Raw genomic sequence first — 19,017 nt, 5'->3', positions numbered from 1 at the left:
CCCCATGCGACATCACGCCACATCGCGCCACATCACGCCACATCACGCTCAGAAGCAGGTTTGCACGATGTCCTGAATGACGTAGTCGTCATCGACAACGTAGATCGCCTGCCACTTGTCGAACGTCGTGCACGGGTGCGAGACCCCGAAGCCGACACGATCCCCGACCTGCACGCCGTGCCCGGGCGGAACCCTCAGATGCGCATGCTGATCGCTGGTGGCGACAATCTCAGCGCCTGCCGGGAAGGGCCTGATTCGGTTGTCGGCGCCGATGACGAACCGCGCGGTCGGAGGGCCGGCGTCCGTGCCGAAATCACGCTTGCCCGCGTTGACGATCACCCAGCCGGGTTCCGGTGCCGACAGCACTTGCCCCCATACCTCCAGCGCCGGTTCCAGCGTGCCGGGAATGCATGGGGCCAGCGGGTCTCTCTCGCGCAAATGCTGATATAAGGCCTCGTACATGCCGACGTCGTGAGAAAGGAAGCAACCGCTGCGCGTCACGACCCGCGTCGGGCGAGACAGCTCGGTGTCTCGCAGTATTCGGATGACCACGTCGTAGAACGCCGATCCGCCGGCGCTCAGGACGACTTCCGCGCCGGCGAAGAGCGACTTGCGGTCGCATCGTTTGGCGATACGTCGAATGCGCTCGACAAAAGCGGTGACGTCGCTCAGGCGCTGCGCCGGCGTCGCCCCCGGGATCAGCCCTTCGAATCCTGCGACGCCTGCGAGCGTCAGACATCCCCCCGTGTCCTGCACGGCGCGCGCGATGTTGATCGCATCGCCGTCGTCGCGACAGCCGGTCCGCCCCCCGGCATAGCCGAGTTCCAGCAGCACTTTCAAAGGACGGTCGAGGGGCTGGCGCTGTGCGGCGCGCGACAGGACCTCCACCGACGCCATCGAATCGACGTAGCAATAGAAGTCGAATGACGGGTCGCTGCGAAGCGCGTCGAGATACCAATCCGCTTCGTACTCGCTGCCGACCACGTTGGCGAGAATGATGCGGGACACCCCGTGCGCGCGCGCGGCCCTCACCTGATGCCAGGTGGCGAGCGTCAGCCCCCATGTTGCGCCGTGATCGAGGTATTCGAACAGCTCCGGACTCATCGATGTCTTACCATGCGGCGCCAGGCTGGCGCCGGTGATCTCGACGTACTGCCGCATCCATGCGCGGTTCTTTTCCAGCACGCTTTGCTTGAGCACCGCGACCGGATAGGCCGCATAGGCGCTCACGGCAGAGCGGGACAGCGAGGCGAGCCGCTCGCGAGGCACGTCGATCAGCGCGTCCGGAACGCCCTTGCTGTACGGCGAGAGTCGCAGGGGAATTTCGCTGTTTCGATTCAACATATCCGGCTTGCCTCCGTGAAGACATTCGACGACGCGCGCAAGGCAGCGGCCCACAATGCGTACCGGTTCATTCCATGGCCTCGATAGCGTCGAGCGTGGCCGGGGCGCGCTTGGGTCTCGCAAACGCATACACGACGTTGAGCAGCACCGCCCACGCGAGGCCGATCAGAATGGCCGGTCGCGTTTCGTCGAAGAAGAGCATCAGGGCCGCAATGCCGAGAATCAGCGCCAGGGCGATGTAAGTAACGAACGGCGCCCCCTTGAGCAGGGTGTCTTGCGCGGAGATCGTGACTTGCTTGCGAAACTGGATGTGCGACACAAGGATGGATGTCCAGGTGAAAATGCCGGCAAACGCGGCCACGGCGGTCAACGCCACGAAGAGGCCTTTCGGCGCGAAGTAGTTGAGCGCCACCCCGAACAATGCGATCCCCACGCAAAAGGCGATCGCGTAGATCGGCAAGCCGCGACGATTCAGTTGCTTCAGACGTTGCGGGGCCTGCCCCTGTTGCGAGAGGTTGAACAGCATCCGGGCGGTGCCGAAGATGCCGGTGTTGCAGGCGGAAAGTGTGGCGGTGAGCACCACGAAATTGAGAATGCCCGCCGCTTTATGAATGCCCAGTTTTTCGAACGTCATGACGAACGGGCTGCCCGACACGCCGATCTCGTTCCACGGATAGATCGACAATACGACGAACAGCGCGCCGACGTAGAAGATCGCGATGCGCCAGAACACGCTGCTCACGGCACGCTTGATCGTCTGCTTGGGGTTGCGGGCCTCGCCCGCTGTCAGCCCCAGCATTTCAATGCCGATGTAGGAGAAGATGACGAGCGGCAAGACCGACAGCACGCCCGACACGCCGTTCGGGGCAAAGCCGCCATGACGCCACAGATTGGCGATCCCGGTGGGCACACCGCCGTTGCCGATACCGAATGAGATGATGCCGAGTCCGGAGACGATGAGCACGACAATGGTGATCACTTTGATCGAGGCGAACCAGAACTCAAGCTCCCCGAAGGCCCGCACGGCGATCAGATTCAGCGCGGTCATCGAAAACAGCGACGCCAGCGCCCAGATCCACGAGGGCACCTCGGGGAACCAGTAGTGCATATAGATGGCGGCGGCCGTGACCTCCGCCATGATGCTGATAATCCAATAGAACCAATACGTCCAGCCGGTCAGAAATCCCGCACGGTGGCCGACATAGTTATAGGCGTACCGCGAGAACGAGCCGGCTACGGGGTCGTGGATCGCCATTTCTCCCAAGGCGCGCATGACGACGTAGGCGAGCAATCCGCACACGCCGTATGCCACGAGGATCGCCGGTCCGGCGGACTTGATCGCCGTGGCCGAGCCGAGGAACAAACCGACGCCGATGGCAGCGCCCAGCGCCATCAGGTTCATCTGACGCTCGCTCAGACCGCGTCGTAGCGAATCAGCTTCCGAATGATTTGACATGCGTTGTCTCCTACCCTCACTGACGGGGTATGTCGTTGAATAATTATTGGGTTGACTGGCCCGGACATGCAGGCCGGTGGGGGTGCGTTGCCGCCGTTGCCCGGCGGAGGTGGCTTACCAGTTCGTCGAGATGTACTTCGCCTCGAGGAATTCGAGCATGCCGTGGTGCGCGCCCTCGCGCCCGAGGCCGCTTTGCTTGACACCGCCGAACGGGGCGGCGGGATCGGAGACGATTCCGCGGTTCAGGCCGATCATGCCGCTCTCGAGCCTGTCGGCCACACGCATGCCGCGCGACAGATCCTTCGTGAAGACATACGCCATCAACCCGTATTCGGTGTCGTTGGCCATCTCGACGGCTTCGTCTTCCGTATCGAACACCACGATCGGCGCGACCGGACCGAAGATCTCGTCGCGCAACAGATCGGCATTCGGCGGAACATCGGTCAGCACGGTGGGCGCGAAGAAATGGCCTGTGCGTTCAACCCGATGACCGCCAACGAGAACGCGAGCGCCCTTGGCACAGGCGTCCGCCACGAGCGACTGCACCTTGGAGACGGCGCCGGCGTTGACCAGCGGGCCGAGTTGCGTGGTCGCGTTCACACCGTCGCCGACCACCAACGCGCCCATGCGCTGCGCCAGTCGTTTGGAGAACGTCTCGGCAATGCCTCGCTGGACGTAGAAACGGTTCGCCGCGGTACACGCTTCGCCACCGTTACGCATCTTCGCCACCATGGCGCCTTCGATGGCGACGTCGATGTCCGCATCGTCGAACACGAGGAACGGCGCATTGCCACCCAGTTCCATCGAGCAGTTGATGACGGCATCGGCCGCCTTTCGCAACAGAATGCGGCCGACCTCGGTCGAGCCCGTGAACGACAGCTTGCGCACACGCGGGTCGTCGAGTATCACATTGCAGACCTTGCCTGCCGTGGACGTCGTCACGACATTGACGACCCCCGCCGGCACCCCCGCCTCGACCAGCAAGGCGGCGATGTAGTAAGCCGTGAGCGGCGTTTCCGTCGCGGGCTTGAGAATGCAGGTACACCCGGCGGCGAGCGCCGGCGCGATCTTGCGCGTGGCCATCGCGGCCGGGAAATTCCATGGCGTCACCAACAAGGCGATGCCGATGGGCTGATATTGCACGATGGTCTTGGCCGCCCCGCTGGGCGACGTGCTGATATCGCCGTTGATTCGGACAGCCTCTTCCGAGAACCAGCGGAAAAACTCCGCCGCATAGGCGACCTCGCCCTTAGCGTCCGCAAGCGACTTCCCGTTCTCGCGCGAAATCAGCTGCGCGATGTTGTCGGCCTCGCGCACCATCAGCTCGAAGCAGTTGCGAAGAATCTCGCTGCGCCGGCGCGCCGGCGTCGCCGCCCAGGCGCGCGACGCCGAAGCCGCAGCATCGACAGCGCGCTTCGCGTCGTCGACGCTCCCGTCGGCGACGCGTCCCACGATCGCCTCCGTGGACGGATCGAAGACGTCGATCCAGCGAGTGTCGGCATCGGCGGTGAATTCACCGTCGATGAAAAGGCCGTATTGCATGAGGCCGTTTGGTTCGTGATTCATTTGATACGTCTCCGGCAGTGTCAGAGGAGGGTTAAATCGCGATGGCTTCGCCGCGGAATGCCGCGACAACGAGGGTCTGGAGGGCGTCCGGGTCGAGCTTTCTGGGGTTGTTGTCGATGAGTCGCGTCGATAGCAGCGACTGTTTGGCGATCCACGCCAACTGGTCTTCCTGTACGCCGAGGTCGGCGAGCGTCGCCGGAATGCCGATCGTTGTGAGGAGCGCCCTGGTCTTGTCGATGACGCACCGCGCCGTGGCCTGCTCATCGTCCCGGGCGCAGCCGGTCACATGGGCAATCCGTGCCAATTCCTGCGCGCAATGGCGCGCGTTGAAGGCCATCACGTAAGGCAACATCGTCGCAACGCCCAGGCCGTGGGCAGTGTGCGTGAGCGCGCCCACCGGATACTGGATGGCATGGGCGGCCGCCGTACCCGCCGTGGAAAACGCCAGCCCGGCCGAGAGCGAGGCGAACATCATCATGCTGCGCGCTTCCCAATTCTGGCCGTCGGCCACCGCAGTGGGCAGATAGCGGAAGATCGCCTCGATCGCTGCGAGCGCGTGTGTGTCGCTCAGACAGTTCTTGCCGACAAAAACACGCGTGAGCGCGATATCGGATGCCGCCGGACGGCGCACGGCCATGAAGCTTTCGACGGCATGCGTCAGCGCGTCGGCGCCCGACACGGCAGTCAATCCCGGCGGACACGTCAGCGTGAGTTCCGGGTCGCAGATCGCGATGCGGGGAATCAGGAACGGGGAAGAAATGCCGACCTTCATGTCGCGAGCGCTGTCCGCAAGCACGGCGACCGGGGTGACTTCAGAGCCCGTGCCCGATGTCGTCGGGATCGCGATCACGGGCAGGATGGGGCCGGGTACCTTGAGTTCGCCGTAAAACGCATCGAGCGACAGGTTCGGGTATGTCAGCGCCAGCGACACCAGCTTGGCCATATCGAGGCAACTGCCGCCACCGATGCCGATCACCATATCGGGCAGATGCGCGCGGTGTCGCTCGACGCACGCGTGAATGTTGTCCAGCGGCAGCTCCGCTTGCGTGCCGTCGAATACTTCCGTAGCAACGCCGCTCGCCCGCAGGTGCGCCAGCATCTCCTGCATGTCGGGCGATGCGGCAAAGCGCGTATCGGTACAGATCAATGCGCGCTTGCCGAAGGGGCTGGCGAGCGCGCCGATCGCGTGACGTTGGCCTTCGCCGAACAATACGGTGCCCGGCGCGCGTTGCACGCCAAAGAGTTGAGTCATGGCTGATCCTTTGTCGTCTATGTCAGGAGGCTTGGGTGTCGGAGGACGCCAGCGCGACGATGCGCGCCCAAACGTCACCGGGCAACGCGACACCTCGTGCGAGAGAGGCGCGACGCGCTTGCTGCGCCCGATCGCCCGGCACGACGACCGGGCAATCCGGATTCCTCGGCGGGCAATTTCGCAAGGCGTCGAGATACGCGCTCACTCGGCGGGCGACGCCTTCGGAGGCGGGCTCGACGATGATGAAGACATCCCCCTTGTTGCAGACGCGATCCGAGTCGAGCGTGCCCGCCACATCCTTGCCCAACGCCGTGTCGGTGAGGCTCGCGACCAGGACTTCGAACGCAAGGCCGAGGGCATAACCCTTCGCGTCGCCAAATGGGGCAAGCGCACCTTGCCGGGCCGCCGCCGCATCTGTCGTCGCCTCCCCGTCGGCGTCGAGCGCCCAGCCGGGCGTCAGCGCTTCACCGCGATTGGCGTAATCGTGGATTTGCCCCATGGAAACGAGGCTCGTTGCCATGTCCAGGACAAATGGATGCGGGGACGCCGGGACGCCGATCGCGATCGGGTTGGTCCCGATCAGGGCGCTTCGCCCGCCCCAAGGATGCACCAACGCTTCGCTGGTCGTGAGTGCAATCAGAATTTGCCCACGTTGGGCCATGCGCTCGGCGTAAAGCGCCAACATGCCGAGGTGATTGCACCGGCGAACGGTGGCCACCGATACGCCAGCCGTTCGGGCACGCTCCGAAATTTGCGTCAACGCATGGAAGGCGACCACTGGCCCTAACCCGTTTTCTCCATCCACATCGAGCAGGGCCGTTCCCCGCCAACGCCCCTGCCCCCGGGTGATAGGGTCGGCGACCCCGTTGCGAATACGCTCGATCACCCGTGGCAATCGCTGCAAACCATGCGAGGGTCGCCCCCGCAGTTCCGCCTCCAGCAGCAGTTCGACCTGAATTTCGGCGTGAGGCTCCGGCACGCCGGCGCGGGCGAGCGCCCGCAGGCTCATGTCACGCGCAACATCCGCCGTGACCCATTCAACATCCATGATGCGTCTCCACTTTATTCTCCAAAATCGTATCCGATACGATGCACGATTTGATTTATCGTAGTAGCGGGGTATCATGGCGTCAAGAACAATCTTGAGCTTGTTATGGAACACCCTAACGTCACGAGAGCATTGGAAGGCGAGCCGGAGCGTGAACTGACGCGTCAGCCCCTGGGCAATCAGGTCTATGAAGCCCTGCTGAGTCGTTTGATTTCGTTGAAGTTACCGCCGGGTGCGAGAATCTCGATCGACGCCCTGGCGCGCGAGTTGAACGTCTCGCAGACGCCGATCCGGGCGGCATTGATCCGGCTGGAGGCGGAGGGACTGGTCGCCAAGACCCACAACATCGGCTTCAGCGCGGCGCCGATGCCCACGCGGCAGCGCTTCGAGGAGATTTACGACCTTCGCCTGTTACTGGAACCGTACATGGCGGGCCGGGCCGCGCAGCAGATGACGACCGCCCAAAAGGATGCGTTGCTGGCGATCGAGCGTCAGATGACGTCGCTGGATTGTGACGACGCGAAAGTCGCCTACGGGCGATTCGCCGTCGCGGACGCCGAGTTTCATGCATGGATTTCCGAGTACGGCCACAATGCGCTCGCCGCGGAAACGCTTGCCCGCCTGCATTCGCACATGCATCTGTTCCGTCTGCGCTTTCACTCTCAGGTCACGGAAGAGGCGATCGGCGAGCATCGTGCGATCCTGGACGCCTTGTTAGGCGGCGATGCCGAGCGTGCGGCGCAGGCCATGCGAACGCACATTCTGCGCTCGAGAGAACGGCTCTCGCCGTTCTTCGGCGAGTAAGCCTCGCCGACCGATCATGCGCGCCGAGGGAACGCTTAAACATCACGTTGCGAAGTCGTCGCCGCGCATCAATGAATGTAGAGTACCGGCGTAACGCATCTATGCCCCCGCTGCGGGCAAACATACATCATCAGACATCCATGGCAAATCGATGAAAACTTTGTTGTTCTGTACCAGTTATATGTCGGACGCTAACGCTTGGCAGGTTCGATATAAACGTTGGCTGGATTACTACACGAAAGGTCCGATCCATGCGACCCACACGGTCCTCATCGACGACGGCTCCCCGTACCTCCCTCCCGTCGACGAACTCGCCTGCGCGCCCTTCGAGCAAGGTCTGTCGAGCACCGGTCAGCAAGCCTGCCTGCTGCGTTTCGAGAAGAATCTCGGTCGGCAGAGCATGCACAGCTATCCCGGTTGGTGGCGAAGCTTTCTGAGTTCCGTGAAGCTCGCGAGAGAAATCGATGCGGACAAGATCGTGCACATCGAATCCGACGCGTATATCCTCACGCCTCGGCTCGCGGACTTCATCAATGAAGTGGACGCCGGATGGCACGTGCTGTGGGCGATGCGCTACGGCATGCCCGAAACGGCGATTCAAGTGATCGGCAAGGACCAGTTCGACGCGATGGAGAACTTCGGCGCAACGCACCCGGACTTTCTGTTCCCCGATATTGCCGAACGCCTCTTGCCCTTTACGTCGGTCAATCGAGCCTTCAAAGGGGATCGTTACAGCGAGTTCAAGCGCAACCGGGGCATCTTCCGGTCAAGGAAATTCAATTTCCTGCCCATTTTCAAACTCGGATTTTTCTGGGAACCGATTCCCCAGGATGCGGACTTCGCCACGCAGGTCGTGTCCCGGCAAACCGTTGCATTCCAACGCGCCCGACAGCAGACGTGAGCCCTTCGGGGCAGGTGGCGATCCTGGCAGACCGCCACCGCACTCCGAAACCATGACGTTCGCGCCGGCAGTTCCGCCCTGATCCGCTCAGCAGCGCTAAACGAGCTGAGGACGCCGGGCAAACCCCGTGAGCTTGAGGAACTCAGCGCCCGTCGACTTTGCGCGACGTCACTGCCACCGTGGTCGGCGAATCGGCCAACGAGACGAACTTCCGGGTGGCGCCGTCGAGCGCTTCGATACCCCCGGTTTCGATGTCGTAAACCCAGCCGTGCAGATTCATGCGCCCTTGTTCGAGCGCAAGCGCTACCGAGGGGTGGGTTCGCAGATTGGCCAACTGGGCAATTACGTTCTCCCGCACCAACCCGTCGAGCTTCGCGTGGGGCGTCTCGAACGAATGGGCCGCATTGATCACTTTCGCGGCGTCGGCATGGCGCAGCCAGTTGGCGACCGCCGGCATATGGTCCAGACAGGTGCAGCGCGAAATAGCCCCCATCGCGCCGCAGTCCGAGTGACCGCAGATCACGATGTCCTTCACACCCAGCACCGCTACCGCGTACTCCACCGTCGCGGAAACGCCGCCCGGCTCGGGCCCGTACGACGGCACGATGTTGCCGGCGTTACGTATGACGAAAAGCTCACCGGGTTCACGCTGCGTCAGCAGCTCCGGAACGACGCGGCTGTCCGAGCATGTCACGAACAGTGCTTTCGGATTTTGACTAGTGGCGAGCTGCTTGAACAGTTCGGCACGCTGAGGATAGGCTTCGCGCTGAAACCGCAGGAAGCCGTCGATGATGTCACGCATAGCGAATCTCTGAGTTAAGACCCCGGCACGGGCGCGGCCAACTGCGCGAAGCGATGAGCGGCCTGCCGCCGGTCGCCCATTATCGCCTATCTCCGCGTCGGCCGACATGGCGAGCGCCGCCCGAAAGCGACTTGCGCCATGCCACGCCACGGGCGCGCGACTCGATTTCACCACGACCGGCATCCTTCACCGGCCCCACCGCCTCCTGGGGCATCATGGGGCCTCAGGAGGCCTCAGCCTCATCGGGCCTCATGGCTCCTTATGGCGTCTCGTGCCGCATCGCCGCCGCCGCAAGTGACGACGCCACCGCCGGCGCGGCCTCCTTACGCTCGCTATATCGGTCCGTCAGGTATTCCGTCCGATCTCTGACCAGCAGCGTGAACTTGTAAAGTTCTTCCATGACGTCGACCACCCGGTCGTAGTAGGACGACGGCTTCATACGCCCGTCGGCATCGAACGCCTGATATGCCTTGGCGACCGACGACTGGTTCGGGATCGTCACCATCCGCATCCATCGTCCCAGCACGCGAAGCGCGTTCACCGAGTTGAACGACTGCGAGCCTCCGCAGACTTGCATGACGGCAAGCGTGCGCCCCTGTGTGGGACGGATGCCGCCCATCTCCAGCGGCAGCCAGTCGATCTGGTTCTTGAAGACCGCCGTCAACGTGCCGTGACGCTCCGGGCTGCACCAAACCTGCCCCTCCGACCACTCGGAGAGCTTGCGCAACTCCACCACCTTCGGATGGTCCGCCGGCACACTGTCCGCCAGTGGCAAACCTTCGGGATCGAAGACGCGCGTCTGCGCACCGAAGCGACGGAGAATGCGCTCGGCTTCGAGTACCAGCAGTCGGCTATACGAAGTCGCTCTCAACGACCCGTAAAGCAGCAAAATACGCGGCGCGTGCGTGCTGACGCTCACCGGATCCAGCCGGGCGAGGTCTGGAATATCGAACACGGATTCCGTCACGTTCGGCAGGTCGACCATCACGAGACCCTCCGGCCGTGCGCATCGACAACCTGCTCGCCGTCCTCTTTGGTGAACGCCCCCTTCTGCGGCGACGGCAGAATTTCGAGCACGACTTCGGAGGGACGGCACAGCCGCACCCCCAGTTCGGTCGTCACAAACGGACGATTGATGAGAATGGGATGCGCGAGCATGGCGTCGAGCAACGCGTCGTCGGACAGCGACGAATCCCCCAACCCCAACTCGGCGTACGGCGTACCCTTCTCCCGGATCGCCTCGCGCACCGAAAGCCCTGCGTCGCGAATCATCGCTTGCAGCGCCCGACGCTCCGGTGGCGCACTCAGATACTCGATGACGATGGGCTCGATGCCCGCGTTGCGAATCATCGCCAGCGTGTTACGCGACGTGCCGCAGGATGGATTGTGATAAATGGTGACGGACATATCGCGTTCCCTATTCTCGTTGCGATGCATCATGACGCTTCATTGCCGGACTTCGTACCAGCGCTGCGATCGATTGACGACGCCGACGACCAGCAGCATCACTGGCACCTCGATCAGCACGCCCACCACGGTGGCGAGTGCAGCGCCGGACTGAAAACCGAAGAGGCTGATCGCCGTGGCGACCGCCAACTCGAAGAAATTGCTCGCGCCGATCAACGCCGAAGGCCCCGCGACACAATGCGCCACCCCCAATTTGCGGTTGAGCCAGTAAGCGAGCGCGGAATTGAACAACACCTGAATCAGGATCGGGACGGCCAGCAGCAGGATGATCAACGGCTGCTCGACGATGGCATTGCCCTGAAAGCCGAAGAGCAACACGAGCGTGAGCAGTAACGCTGCGATCGAGTAGGGCCCGAGCGCATCGACCACGCGCTTGTAGGTGCGATCGCCCCGCGCCAGCAACGCCTTGCGAATGGCCTGCGCGATCAGGACCGGGACAATGATGTACAGCCCGACCGAGATCACCAGCGTATCCCAGGGCACCGCGATCGACGACAACCCGAGCAGCAGCGCCACGACCGGCGCGAAGGCCACCACCATGATGGCGTCGTTGAGCGCGACCTGGGAAAGCGTGAAGTAAGGATCGCCCTTGCACAACTGCGCCCACACGAAGACCATCGCCGTGCACGGCGCCGCTGCGAGCAGGATCAGCCCCGCAATGTAGCTATCGAGCTGATGCGCGGGAAGCCACGCCGCGAACAGATGGCGGATGAAGAGCCAGCCCAGCAGCGCCATCGAAAACGGCTTAACGAACCAGTTCACGAACAAGGTCACGCCGATCCCGCGCCAGTGCCCCGCGACTTGCCCCATGGCACTGAAATCGATCTTGATCAGCATCGGGATCACCATGACCCAGATCAACAGCCCTACCGGCAAATTGACCTGCGCCACCTCCATCGCGCCGACCGCTCGGAAAATTCCCGGCAACCATTGGCCGAGCAGCACCCCCGCGACAATGCATAGCGCCACCCACACCGTCAGATAACGCTCAAAAAATCCGATAGCCCCGGATTGCGGCACGGCCGCCGTCTTTTGCGAAATGCTCATCGTTTGTTCCCTGGTATTTCGACAACATGGCAGGCGACGTCCGGCAGACACGGCTCGCCGCCGCAACAGTTTTCCGTGAGGAAGCCCAGCAATGCGTTCATGGTCTCGAAGTGCGCCATGTAAATGATCGATCTGCCTTCCTGACGGCTACTCAGCAAGTCGGCGCGGTGCAGTTCCTTGAGATGGAACGACAACGAGGACGCCGGCATCTCCATGAGTTCCGCAATGCGTCCGGCAGGCAGCCCCTGCGGGCCGGCCTGAACCAGCAAGCGAAAGACCTTCAGACGCACGGCATGCGCGAGCGCCGCGAGGGCAGTGAGAGCGTTGTTAGTTTCCATATTTCGAATTTAGTCGAATAATGGAAATATTGCAAACAGAATTTCGATGAGGATGGCGAGGCGGCGCAAAGCGAGACACAGGGCATCGACGCTCGGGCGCACCCACGCTAGTTCAGGGCGCCCCGCTTTTCGCTTTGAATTCGTCGCTCGCCCATGCCAAAAAGACACGAACCCGCGGCGACAGTTGACGCTTGCGCGAATAGAGCAACGAGACCGGCGCGGAAGGGGGGCGCGCATTTGGAAGGATTTCGACCAGCTTGCCGGTTTTCAGATCGTCCTCGACGTGAAAACGCGGGACCTGGGCGACGCCCAGGCCAAGCCGGATACCGGCAAGATAGCTCTCGGTGCCGGTCACGACCAGCGGCCCCCTCAGCGACAACGTTCGCACCCCGTTCGCGTGGGTGAACTCCAGCGGCGTCACCAGTCCCGTCGTGATCGAGCGAAGCCCGACCATGCGGTGCCCCTCGAGCGCATCGACGCTCGCTGGCGTGCCGAACTTCGCTAGATACCCAGGCGTCGCGCAGGTCAACCGGTCCAACGTCGCCACCCGTCGCGCGACCAGGTCGCTATCGGGCAAATGGCCGTAGCGCACCGCGCAATCTACGCCTTCGTGCACGAGATCAACCCACCGATCGCTCTCGCTCATCGAAAACTCGATGTGCGGATAACGCTCGAGAAACGCAGGCAGCCCCGGCATCAGGAAGTGGCGCGCCAGCGTGCCCTGCACTTCCACCCTCAACTGCCCCTTGGGCTGCGCGCCCAGGAACGCCCCTTCGGCGTCTTCCAGATCGTCCAGCACACGCACGCACCGCTGGTGAAATGCCTCGCCGTCAAGCGTGGGACGCACCACGCGCGTCGTGCGCTGAAGCAACCGCACGCCCAGTCGCGTCTCCATCTCCGCAATCACCTTGGTCGCGGTCGAGCGGGGAATCTCCAAGTCGTTCGCCGCCTTCGTGAAACTGCGCCGCTCCACGATCCGGACGAAAAGCCGCAGCGCCTCCAGACGATCCATGTGCGCCCTCCCACTCAATGCCTATTGTTCGTTACGAAGAAACAGTGACGTGCAATTTACACCGATTATCTCCGCTCCGAAAGATCGCATAGTGCTTCCAACGCCGCGATCCCGCGGTCTCTATCGGAGCACTGCCATGACCTCCCAACCCAAAGTCGCCCTCGTTACCGGTGCGTCGCGCGGTATCGGCGCCGCCGTTTCACGCCATCTGGCGAGCGACGGCTTCACCGTCGTCGTCAACTACGCCGGCAACACGGCGCAAGCGGAGCAACTCGTCGCCGAGATCGAAGCGGCCGGCGGCCGCGCGCTCAGCGCGCAAGCCGATGTCCGCGAATCGGCCGACGTCACCCGCCTGTTCGATGCCATCGAAGCGGCTTACGGCGGCATCGACGTGCTTGTCAACAATGCAGGCATCATGAAGCTCGCCACGCTCGCCGACAGCGACGACGCCTTGTTTGACAGTCAGATCGCCGTCAATCTGAAAGGCACGTTCAACACGTTGCGTCTGGCGTCGCGTCGCCTGCGCGATGGCGGCCGCATCATCAACCTGTCGAGCAGCGTGGTCGGCCTCAAGCCCGAGACTTACGGCGTTTATGCGGCGACCAAAGCCGCCGTGGAAACGATGACCGCCATCCTCTCGAAAGAACTGCGCGGACGCGCGATCACCGTGAACGCCGTGGCCCCCGGACCGACCGCGACCGACCTCTTTCTCAACGGCAAGTCGCCGGAACTGGTCGAGCGGCTGGCGAAGATGAACCCGCTGGAACGCCTCGGCACCCCCGACGACATCGCCCACGCCGTCGCCTTCCTCGCCAGCCCGGCCGGCAGCTGGATCAATGGGCAGGTGCTGCGCGCCAACGGCGGCATGGTTTGAGCGCCACACGCCGCTGTCCCGCAAACCTCTTCATCGACTGTCCGCTTACCCAAAGAGCATCACCATGCGCAACATCATTCTCATCACGGGCGCGTCAAGCGGCTTTGGCCGCCTCACCGCCGAAGCGCTCGCACGCGCGGGCCATACCGTCTACGCCTCGATGCGCAACACCACGGGCCGTAACGCCCCCGTCGTCGAACAAATGGCAGCCTTCGCGAAGCGCAACGCCGTCGATCTGCGCACCGTCGACATGGACGTGCAGTCGCAGACCTCGGTAGACGCGGCCATCGCCAACGTCATCGCCGACACAGGCCGTATCGATGTCGTGATGCACAACGCAGGCCATATGGTGTTCGGCCCTGCCGAAGCCTTCACGCCCGAGCAATTCGCGCAACTGTACGACGTCAACGTATTGAGCGCCCAGCGGGTCAACCGCGCGGTACTGCCGCAATTACGTGCGCAGGGCCAGGCGCTGCTGATTTGGGTATCCAGCAGCAGCGCTGCCGGTGGTACACCACCCTATCTGGCGCCATACTTCGGTGCGAAAGCCGCCATGGACGCGATCGCCGTGCAATACGCATGCGAACTGTCGCGCTGGGGCATCGAGACATCGATCATCGTGCCGGGCGCTTTCACCCGCGGAACGAACCATTTCACCCATTCGACAGCGCCCGCCGACCCGGCACGCGCGCAGGAATACGAAAACGGCCCCTATGCGGGGTTCGGCGAACAGGTTCAAAAAGCCTTCGCCGACATCGTGCCCGAAGAGGCGGATGCGGGCCTCGTGGCCGACGCCATCGTGAAAGTCGTCGACGCGCCGTTCGGCACGCGCCCTTTGCGCGTGCATATCGATCCGGCGCAGGACGGCGCGGACGTCGGCTTCACCGTCCTCGACCGCCTGCGCGCCGAAATGCTGCATCGCGTGGGCTTGTCGGATCTGCTCAAGCCTCACGTCAGGACACGCTGAGAGGCGTCCCGCCCGGTCACGGCGCGTCCGATATGTCGGATGACCGTGACCGGCACGCCCCTGGGCTGCCCCCCCCATTTCGCCAAGATGCACCGATCTCTCATCATCACGCTGGCACTGCTTGCGACCGCTTGCACCGCAATCGGCGCGGGTTGCCACACAACGCAGGCGTCGTCGGCCATGAAACCCTCCGTGACTTACCTTCACCTCTTGCGTCATACCCCGTTCTTTACGTCACTCGACACGTGGCAGTTGCGCTGGACGATCGACCACTCCCGCGAGTGGGAGGCCGCGCGCGGAACGGTGATCGTGTCGGGGCAGGCCGGGTCCGCGCCGCCGGACGACGCAATATGGATATTGCTGGACGGCGGCTGGCAGGTGGAAGTGGACGGCCACGCGTATCCGTCCGGTCATGCCGATCCCGGCAAGTGGTTCAGTGCGTCCGAGGCCAGCGGCCAGTGGCGGCTCGTCACCACGGCGCACAGCTATGTGATGCAAATCACTCGGGCGGACATGGCGGACATGCTGGCCCGGGATTTCGCGTTCGAGCGTCACTTGCAGGACGGCAGGACTTACTACAGGACGCTGTTCGTCAAGTCCCGGTAGGCAAGCGCGCCGTGCGCCCGACTCACCAACGCAGCAACCTCGGCCCCAGCAGCGCGCCGATGACCGTGGGCAGCAGCAGGCCGAGCAGGTACCAGATGCCCCAGAAGGCCGGGCTCATCTCCGGGCAGTGCAGGCAGTAGACAAGCGTGCCGATGGCGCTCGCCAGCAACCCGGCGGCGGCGCCGGCCCGGCGCGGACGCGTCGGTGCCAGGCCCCGCATCGCCCAGATCATCGCGACGAATCCCGGCGTGGAGAGCAGCAGGATGTTGAGCGGGCACGAGCGCCAGGTCTGCCCGAAGATCAGGCTCATGCGCGCTTCCGGCACCGCCGCCATCACCAGCGCCGCCGCGGCGATCCAGACGACGAGCACGGGCGCGGTCATCAGCGGCAAGCTGAAGCCCACTCGCGTGGCCGGTCGCGCGAGCCGGCCAACGGCCATTGCCGCGCCGATAGCCAGGCTTAGCGGAAACGCCACCTTGGCCCAGAAAATCGGCGTCCGGGCCACCCCCCCGATATCGGGCCGGATACCGTAAATCGTCAGCATTAATATCGCGCTGCCCACCAGCGCCACGGCAATCGCCATCGAAAAACGCCGGAATGCCACGTCCCCCGGCACCGGCGTCTCGCCCGCCGCGAGAAGATTCACGAACTCGTCCGTTTTCATACTGCGCCCCTTACAAATGCCGCCAACGCCTTGAGTCCACGGTGGATGCTCACTTTCACCGCCGACTCGGTCAACCCCGTCAGATGCGCAGCTTCGGCAATTGACAGCCCCTGCAACTTGACATGCTCGATGGACAACCGCTGTTTGTCCGGCAAGCGCGCCAGCAACGTTCCGATGTCACGACGCGCCACGGCCGGGTCGTCGTCGGCGTACGCGAAGATATCCTCGTGATCGTCCAACGGTTCGTGCAACGCGTCACGGCGAGAATGCGTGCGGAAGAAGTCCGTCAGCTTATAGCGCGCGATCGCGTGAACCCACGCCGTCAGCGGTTCGTCCGGACGGAAGGTATGGCGGGCATTGTGCACGGCAAGCAGAATCTCTTGCACGAGATCCTCCGTGTCGTCGCGAAAATGCGGAATCCGCTTGCGCAGGTAGCCACGCAAGTGTCGGGTCAGCTCGATCAGGAACGAGCGATAGTCGGCCGAATGGCCGGAAAGTCCGCTGACGAACAGGGCTTTCAGGCGCGTCTCTGCGCAATACAAGGTCCAGCCTCCAGAGTCACAGCACGCATCGATTCCCGACAACTGCGCTCAAACGGTCGGGCGACGGGGCGCTTGCAGCGTTGCGTGCCGTTCATGCGCTCCCCGGCGACAGACTCGTCTGTGCCCCAAAGTCATCGGAATTTTATACCGCCACAATCCGACTAGTTCGCTGGAAGACCGCGATCGGTTACATCGCGTCGCCGATTTTTGTCGACGACTACGCCACCGGGTGAAAAGGCAGGTAGCCGATAGTGTCGGGCAGGCCGTCATCGGGCAGAACGGCCAGGGCACCGGCCGCCTGAAGCACGTCCCGCGTGGGCGACCGGTTCGTCAGGAAAATCCACTCCTGATGAATCTCGTCGGGGTCGACGTCGATGCCCTGCACTTCGACGAGCGCCGCCTCCAACGCCGCCGGCGACGGCGTATGCACCGCGAACCCCTCGTTGGCCAATGCGCCGACAAACACGCCGACACGGTGGCAAACCAACGCCTTGCGCCCCATATCCTCCACGCCGGCGCGGCGCGAGCGCGCCACCAGCGTCACCGTCTGCGCATCGACCAGCGCCCCGTCGATCATCATGGGCGGCATCGACGTCGCCCACGCCTCAGGCGGACACGCCTTCTGCGCGGGCATGAACGGCACGAACGGATTGACCTCCGCCGGATAAATGCGACACACGCGCGGACGCACCTCGTACGCACCGCACTTCATATCCGACCTGAGATGCGGGCATGCGCCCTCGAAGGCCGCCACCAGTGTAATCACCACACGAACCGGCAACTCGCCGCTCACAGCCGCCACGGACCGTTCGCGCTTGTACGCAGCCAGACCGCTGGGGTCTTCAGGGTCCGTCGGCCACGGAATCGCCTCGCACAGCACCTGCACTTGCCCGCCATTGCGCATCCATTGAAGCGCCTCCCCGGTATCGATCGGTAGCCGCAGGTCGTGGCAGCACTTGCCGCACATGGTGCAAGAGAAATGGTGAGTCGAGGTCATGGGGATGCCGCACGGTCGGTATGAAAGGCGAATTCAGGCTCAGTTCGCTTGCCACCGCCCAACGGTTACACCCCATGACGAAACACCCCGATCTCAAGCGTCCTGCACGCGAAGGCGGACGATCATTTTGCCGTCGACATGAGGGTGTTCGTGGTCCGGCAGACCACCCTGGCCATGTCCGGCGCACCGCCCACCGTCCAATACCCGTCCTTGCGCGCCCATTCGCCCCCGGACCTCGCGGGCATATTGCGCAGGATGAGATTCTTGATGTCCTTCAGGATCGGCAGCGTTTGCGCAAAATACGCATGTGCCGGGAAGTCGTCGTGGATCGTCGACACAATGCTGTCGATGCCCGGCACGATCACCTGCGGCGCCGTACCGCACCCCACGCGCGGGTAGTCGTGCACATGACTCGACGCCGCCACCGCGAAATCGTACGGCGAGAGATAGACCGTGGTTCGGTCCGCCACTTTCAGGTAATTCGGCGCCAGTTGGGCAAACAGGTCGCGGTCGACGTCGGCCGAGGCCAGAATGATCTGACCGAATCGAATGTCCCGTTCCGAGGACACGGACTTCAAGCCCGACGCGATCACCCGCAGCAGCGCCCGATTGCCCATGCTGTGCGCAACGATGTGAATCTTCCGACCGTTCGCGGCCTGCGCGACGGCGCCGAGAAACGAACGGAAATAGACCTCGCTGGCGTCGACGGTCGCCTCATCGAAGGTGTACTTGATCAAGTCGCTGCGCGCCGCCCACGAGAACAGGAACATGTTGTTCGCGGGAATATCGAGGTCGACGCCCAATTGCGCCGCACGAAGCGCCGCCGCGTTGAACGCGTTGTTGTAACCATGGATTAAGACCACGACATACCCGGTCTCGGGACCCACGACGGGGGCCAGCGCTTGTCGGGCGAACGCAAGAAATTGCCCCTCGTCGCCCACATTTTCGAAACGGTTCACGCTCAGCTTGGGATCCGTGCCGAAAAGCGTACCGGCCGTAGTGCCCAGCGATCCCGTGCGATGGCCCTTGGGGATCGTGACGAACACGCGTCCGTAATGCATCGTTTCGTCGCGCTCGTCGGAGAAACCGGCGCCGGACGGCAGCGGCTTGCGGGTCGTGCCGAACATCACCGGATAGTCGAACGTCTGCGACGTCTGGCGCGCATCCAACGAGATTTCCCCGGTTGATGGCGGCAAATATGTCGTTGCGCTGAGCGTTTGCAACGGCGCCGTCCCCGGCAACGTACACGCTGCGAGCATCCATGCCCCCACCACCGCACTCCAAAGTCCCGCTCCCCGTTTCATCACAGCCCCCTCAGGCGATAAGTTGT

20 protein-coding genes are annotated in these 19,017 nt (G+C 63.4%); 5 read left to right on the top strand and 15 right to left on the bottom strand.

The genetic code is table 11. The features are described 5' to 3' along the window. Positions 1-48: 48 nt before the first annotated feature. The 5 genes from PAN31108_RS16945 to PAN31108_RS16925 form a co-directional block, all read right to left on the bottom strand. Positions 49-1,344 carry an alanine racemase gene (locus PAN31108_RS16945; protein ID WP_174995028.1) on the bottom strand — a complete coding sequence of 432 codons (1,296 nt, stop codon included), beginning with the start codon at positions 1,342-1,344 and terminating at the stop codon, positions 49-51. 67 nt (positions 1,345-1,411) lie between these two features. Continuing rightward, on the bottom strand, positions 1,412-2,800 hold the full coding sequence (locus tag PAN31108_RS16940; protein ID WP_150669984.1) for an amino acid permease: 1,389 nt from the start codon (positions 2,798-2,800) through the stop codon (positions 1,412-1,414). Between the two features lie 114 nt (positions 2,801-2,914). After that, on the bottom strand, positions 2,915-4,366 hold the full coding sequence (locus tag PAN31108_RS16935) for an NAD-dependent succinate-semialdehyde dehydrogenase (protein ID WP_150669983.1): 1,452 nt from the start codon (positions 4,364-4,366) through the stop codon (positions 2,915-2,917). Between the two features lie 31 nt (positions 4,367-4,397). Then, the gene (locus PAN31108_RS16930; RefSeq protein ID WP_150669982.1) at positions 4,398-5,618 is read right to left on the bottom strand and encodes an iron-containing alcohol dehydrogenase; all 1,221 of its coding nucleotides are present in this window, start codon (positions 5,616-5,618) and stop codon (positions 4,398-4,400) included. 22 nt (positions 5,619-5,640) lie between these two features. Next, positions 5,641-6,780 carry an Ldh family oxidoreductase gene (locus PAN31108_RS16925; RefSeq protein ID WP_246184008.1) on the bottom strand — a complete coding sequence of 380 codons (1,140 nt, stop codon included), beginning with the start codon at positions 6,778-6,780 and terminating at the stop codon, positions 5,641-5,643. Between PAN31108_RS16925 and PAN31108_RS16920 the strand changes: the two genes are divergently transcribed. Both PAN31108_RS16920 and PAN31108_RS16915 read left to right on the top strand, forming a co-directional pair. Next, on the top strand, positions 6,772-7,470 hold the full coding sequence (locus tag PAN31108_RS16920; RefSeq protein ID WP_150669981.1) for a GntR family transcriptional regulator: 699 nt from the start codon (positions 6,772-6,774) through the stop codon (positions 7,468-7,470). The two genes, PAN31108_RS16925 and PAN31108_RS16920, sit on opposite strands and share 9 nt — an antisense overlap. 151 nt (positions 7,471-7,621) lie before the next feature. Continuing rightward, the gene (locus PAN31108_RS16915; RefSeq protein WP_150669980.1) at positions 7,622-8,371 is read left to right on the top strand and encodes a hypothetical protein; all 750 of its coding nucleotides are present in this window, start codon (positions 7,622-7,624) and stop codon (positions 8,369-8,371) included. Positions 8,372-8,513: 142 nt separating this feature from the next. Here PAN31108_RS16915 and PAN31108_RS16910 read toward each other — a convergent pair whose 3' ends face one another. From PAN31108_RS16910 to PAN31108_RS16885, 6 genes are all read right to left on the bottom strand, one after another. Continuing rightward, on the bottom strand, positions 8,514-9,173 hold the full coding sequence (locus PAN31108_RS16910; protein ID WP_150669979.1) for a carbonic anhydrase: 660 nt from the start codon (positions 9,171-9,173) through the stop codon (positions 8,514-8,516). 259 nt (positions 9,174-9,432) lie between these two features. After that, positions 9,433-10,161 (bottom strand): arsenical resistance protein ArsH, encoded by a 729-nt coding sequence (arsH, locus tag PAN31108_RS16905; RefSeq protein ID WP_150669978.1) that lies wholly within the window; start codon positions 10,159-10,161, stop codon positions 9,433-9,435. Continuing rightward, the gene (arsC, locus tag PAN31108_RS16900; RefSeq protein WP_150669977.1) at positions 10,158-10,580 is read right to left on the bottom strand and encodes an arsenate reductase (glutaredoxin); all 423 of its coding nucleotides are present in this window, start codon (positions 10,578-10,580) and stop codon (positions 10,158-10,160) included. Before arsC ends, arsH begins: the two co-directional genes overlap by 4 nt. 39 nt (positions 10,581-10,619) lie before the next feature. Further along, positions 10,620-11,687, bottom strand: a complete 1,068-nt coding sequence (gene arsB / locus PAN31108_RS16895) for an ACR3 family arsenite efflux transporter (RefSeq protein WP_150669976.1) — start codon at positions 11,685-11,687, stop codon at positions 10,620-10,622. Further along, positions 11,684-12,025 (bottom strand): ArsR/SmtB family transcription factor, encoded by a 342-nt coding sequence (locus PAN31108_RS16890; RefSeq protein ID WP_150669975.1) that lies wholly within the window; start codon positions 12,023-12,025, stop codon positions 11,684-11,686. The genes arsB and PAN31108_RS16890 overlap by 4 nt, the downstream gene beginning before the upstream one ends. 112 nt (positions 12,026-12,137) lie before the next feature. Beyond that, entirely contained in the window at positions 12,138-13,037 is a 900-nt protein-coding gene (locus PAN31108_RS16885) for a LysR family transcriptional regulator (protein WP_150669974.1), read from the bottom strand. A gap of 136 nt (positions 13,038-13,173) precedes the next feature. On the opposite strand from PAN31108_RS16885, the gene PAN31108_RS16880 reads away from it, so the two are divergent. The 3 genes from PAN31108_RS16880 (at position 13,174) to PAN31108_RS16870 (ending at position 15,484) form a co-directional block, all read left to right on the top strand. Further along, positions 13,174-13,911: an SDR family oxidoreductase gene (locus PAN31108_RS16880; RefSeq protein WP_150669973.1), complete on the top strand. Its 738-nt coding sequence runs from the start codon at positions 13,174-13,176 to the stop codon at positions 13,909-13,911. Positions 13,912-13,975: 64 nt separating this feature from the next. Next, positions 13,976-14,878, top strand: a complete 903-nt coding sequence (locus PAN31108_RS16875) for an SDR family oxidoreductase (RefSeq protein WP_150669972.1) — start codon at positions 13,976-13,978, stop codon at positions 14,876-14,878. 180 nt (positions 14,879-15,058) lie between these two features. Further along, positions 15,059-15,484, top strand: a complete 426-nt coding sequence (locus PAN31108_RS16870) for a cyclic nucleotide-binding domain-containing protein (RefSeq protein WP_246184007.1) — start codon at positions 15,059-15,061, stop codon at positions 15,482-15,484. Between the two features lie 22 nt (positions 15,485-15,506). Here PAN31108_RS16870 and PAN31108_RS16865 read toward each other — a convergent pair whose 3' ends face one another. The 4 genes from PAN31108_RS16865 to PAN31108_RS16850 form a co-directional block, all read right to left on the bottom strand. Further along, the gene (locus PAN31108_RS16865; protein WP_150669970.1) at positions 15,507-16,148 is read right to left on the bottom strand and encodes a DUF1109 domain-containing protein; all 642 of its coding nucleotides are present in this window, start codon (positions 16,146-16,148) and stop codon (positions 15,507-15,509) included. Continuing rightward, positions 16,145-16,690 carry a sigma-70 family RNA polymerase sigma factor gene (locus tag PAN31108_RS16860; protein ID WP_281350097.1) on the bottom strand — a complete coding sequence of 182 codons (546 nt, stop codon included), beginning with the start codon at positions 16,688-16,690 and terminating at the stop codon, positions 16,145-16,147. Before PAN31108_RS16860 ends, PAN31108_RS16865 begins: the two co-directional genes overlap by 4 nt. Positions 16,691-16,907: 217 nt before the next feature. Beyond that, positions 16,908-17,687, bottom strand: a complete 780-nt coding sequence (locus PAN31108_RS16855; protein WP_150669969.1) for a YkgJ family cysteine cluster protein — start codon at positions 17,685-17,687, stop codon at positions 16,908-16,910. A gap of 122 nt (positions 17,688-17,809) precedes the next feature. Beyond that, positions 17,810-18,991: an alpha/beta hydrolase gene (locus PAN31108_RS16850; protein ID WP_150669968.1), complete on the bottom strand. Its 1,182-nt coding sequence runs from the start codon at positions 18,989-18,991 to the stop codon at positions 17,810-17,812. Positions 18,992-19,017: the final 26 nt, after the last annotated feature.

The sequence above is a fragment of the Pandoraea anhela genome (genome assembly GCF_902459655.1).
In the GTDB taxonomy this organism is placed as follows: Bacteria; Pseudomonadota; Gammaproteobacteria; order Burkholderiales; family Burkholderiaceae; genus Pandoraea; species Pandoraea anhela.
This window is presented reverse-complemented; position numbering and strand designations above follow the sequence as displayed.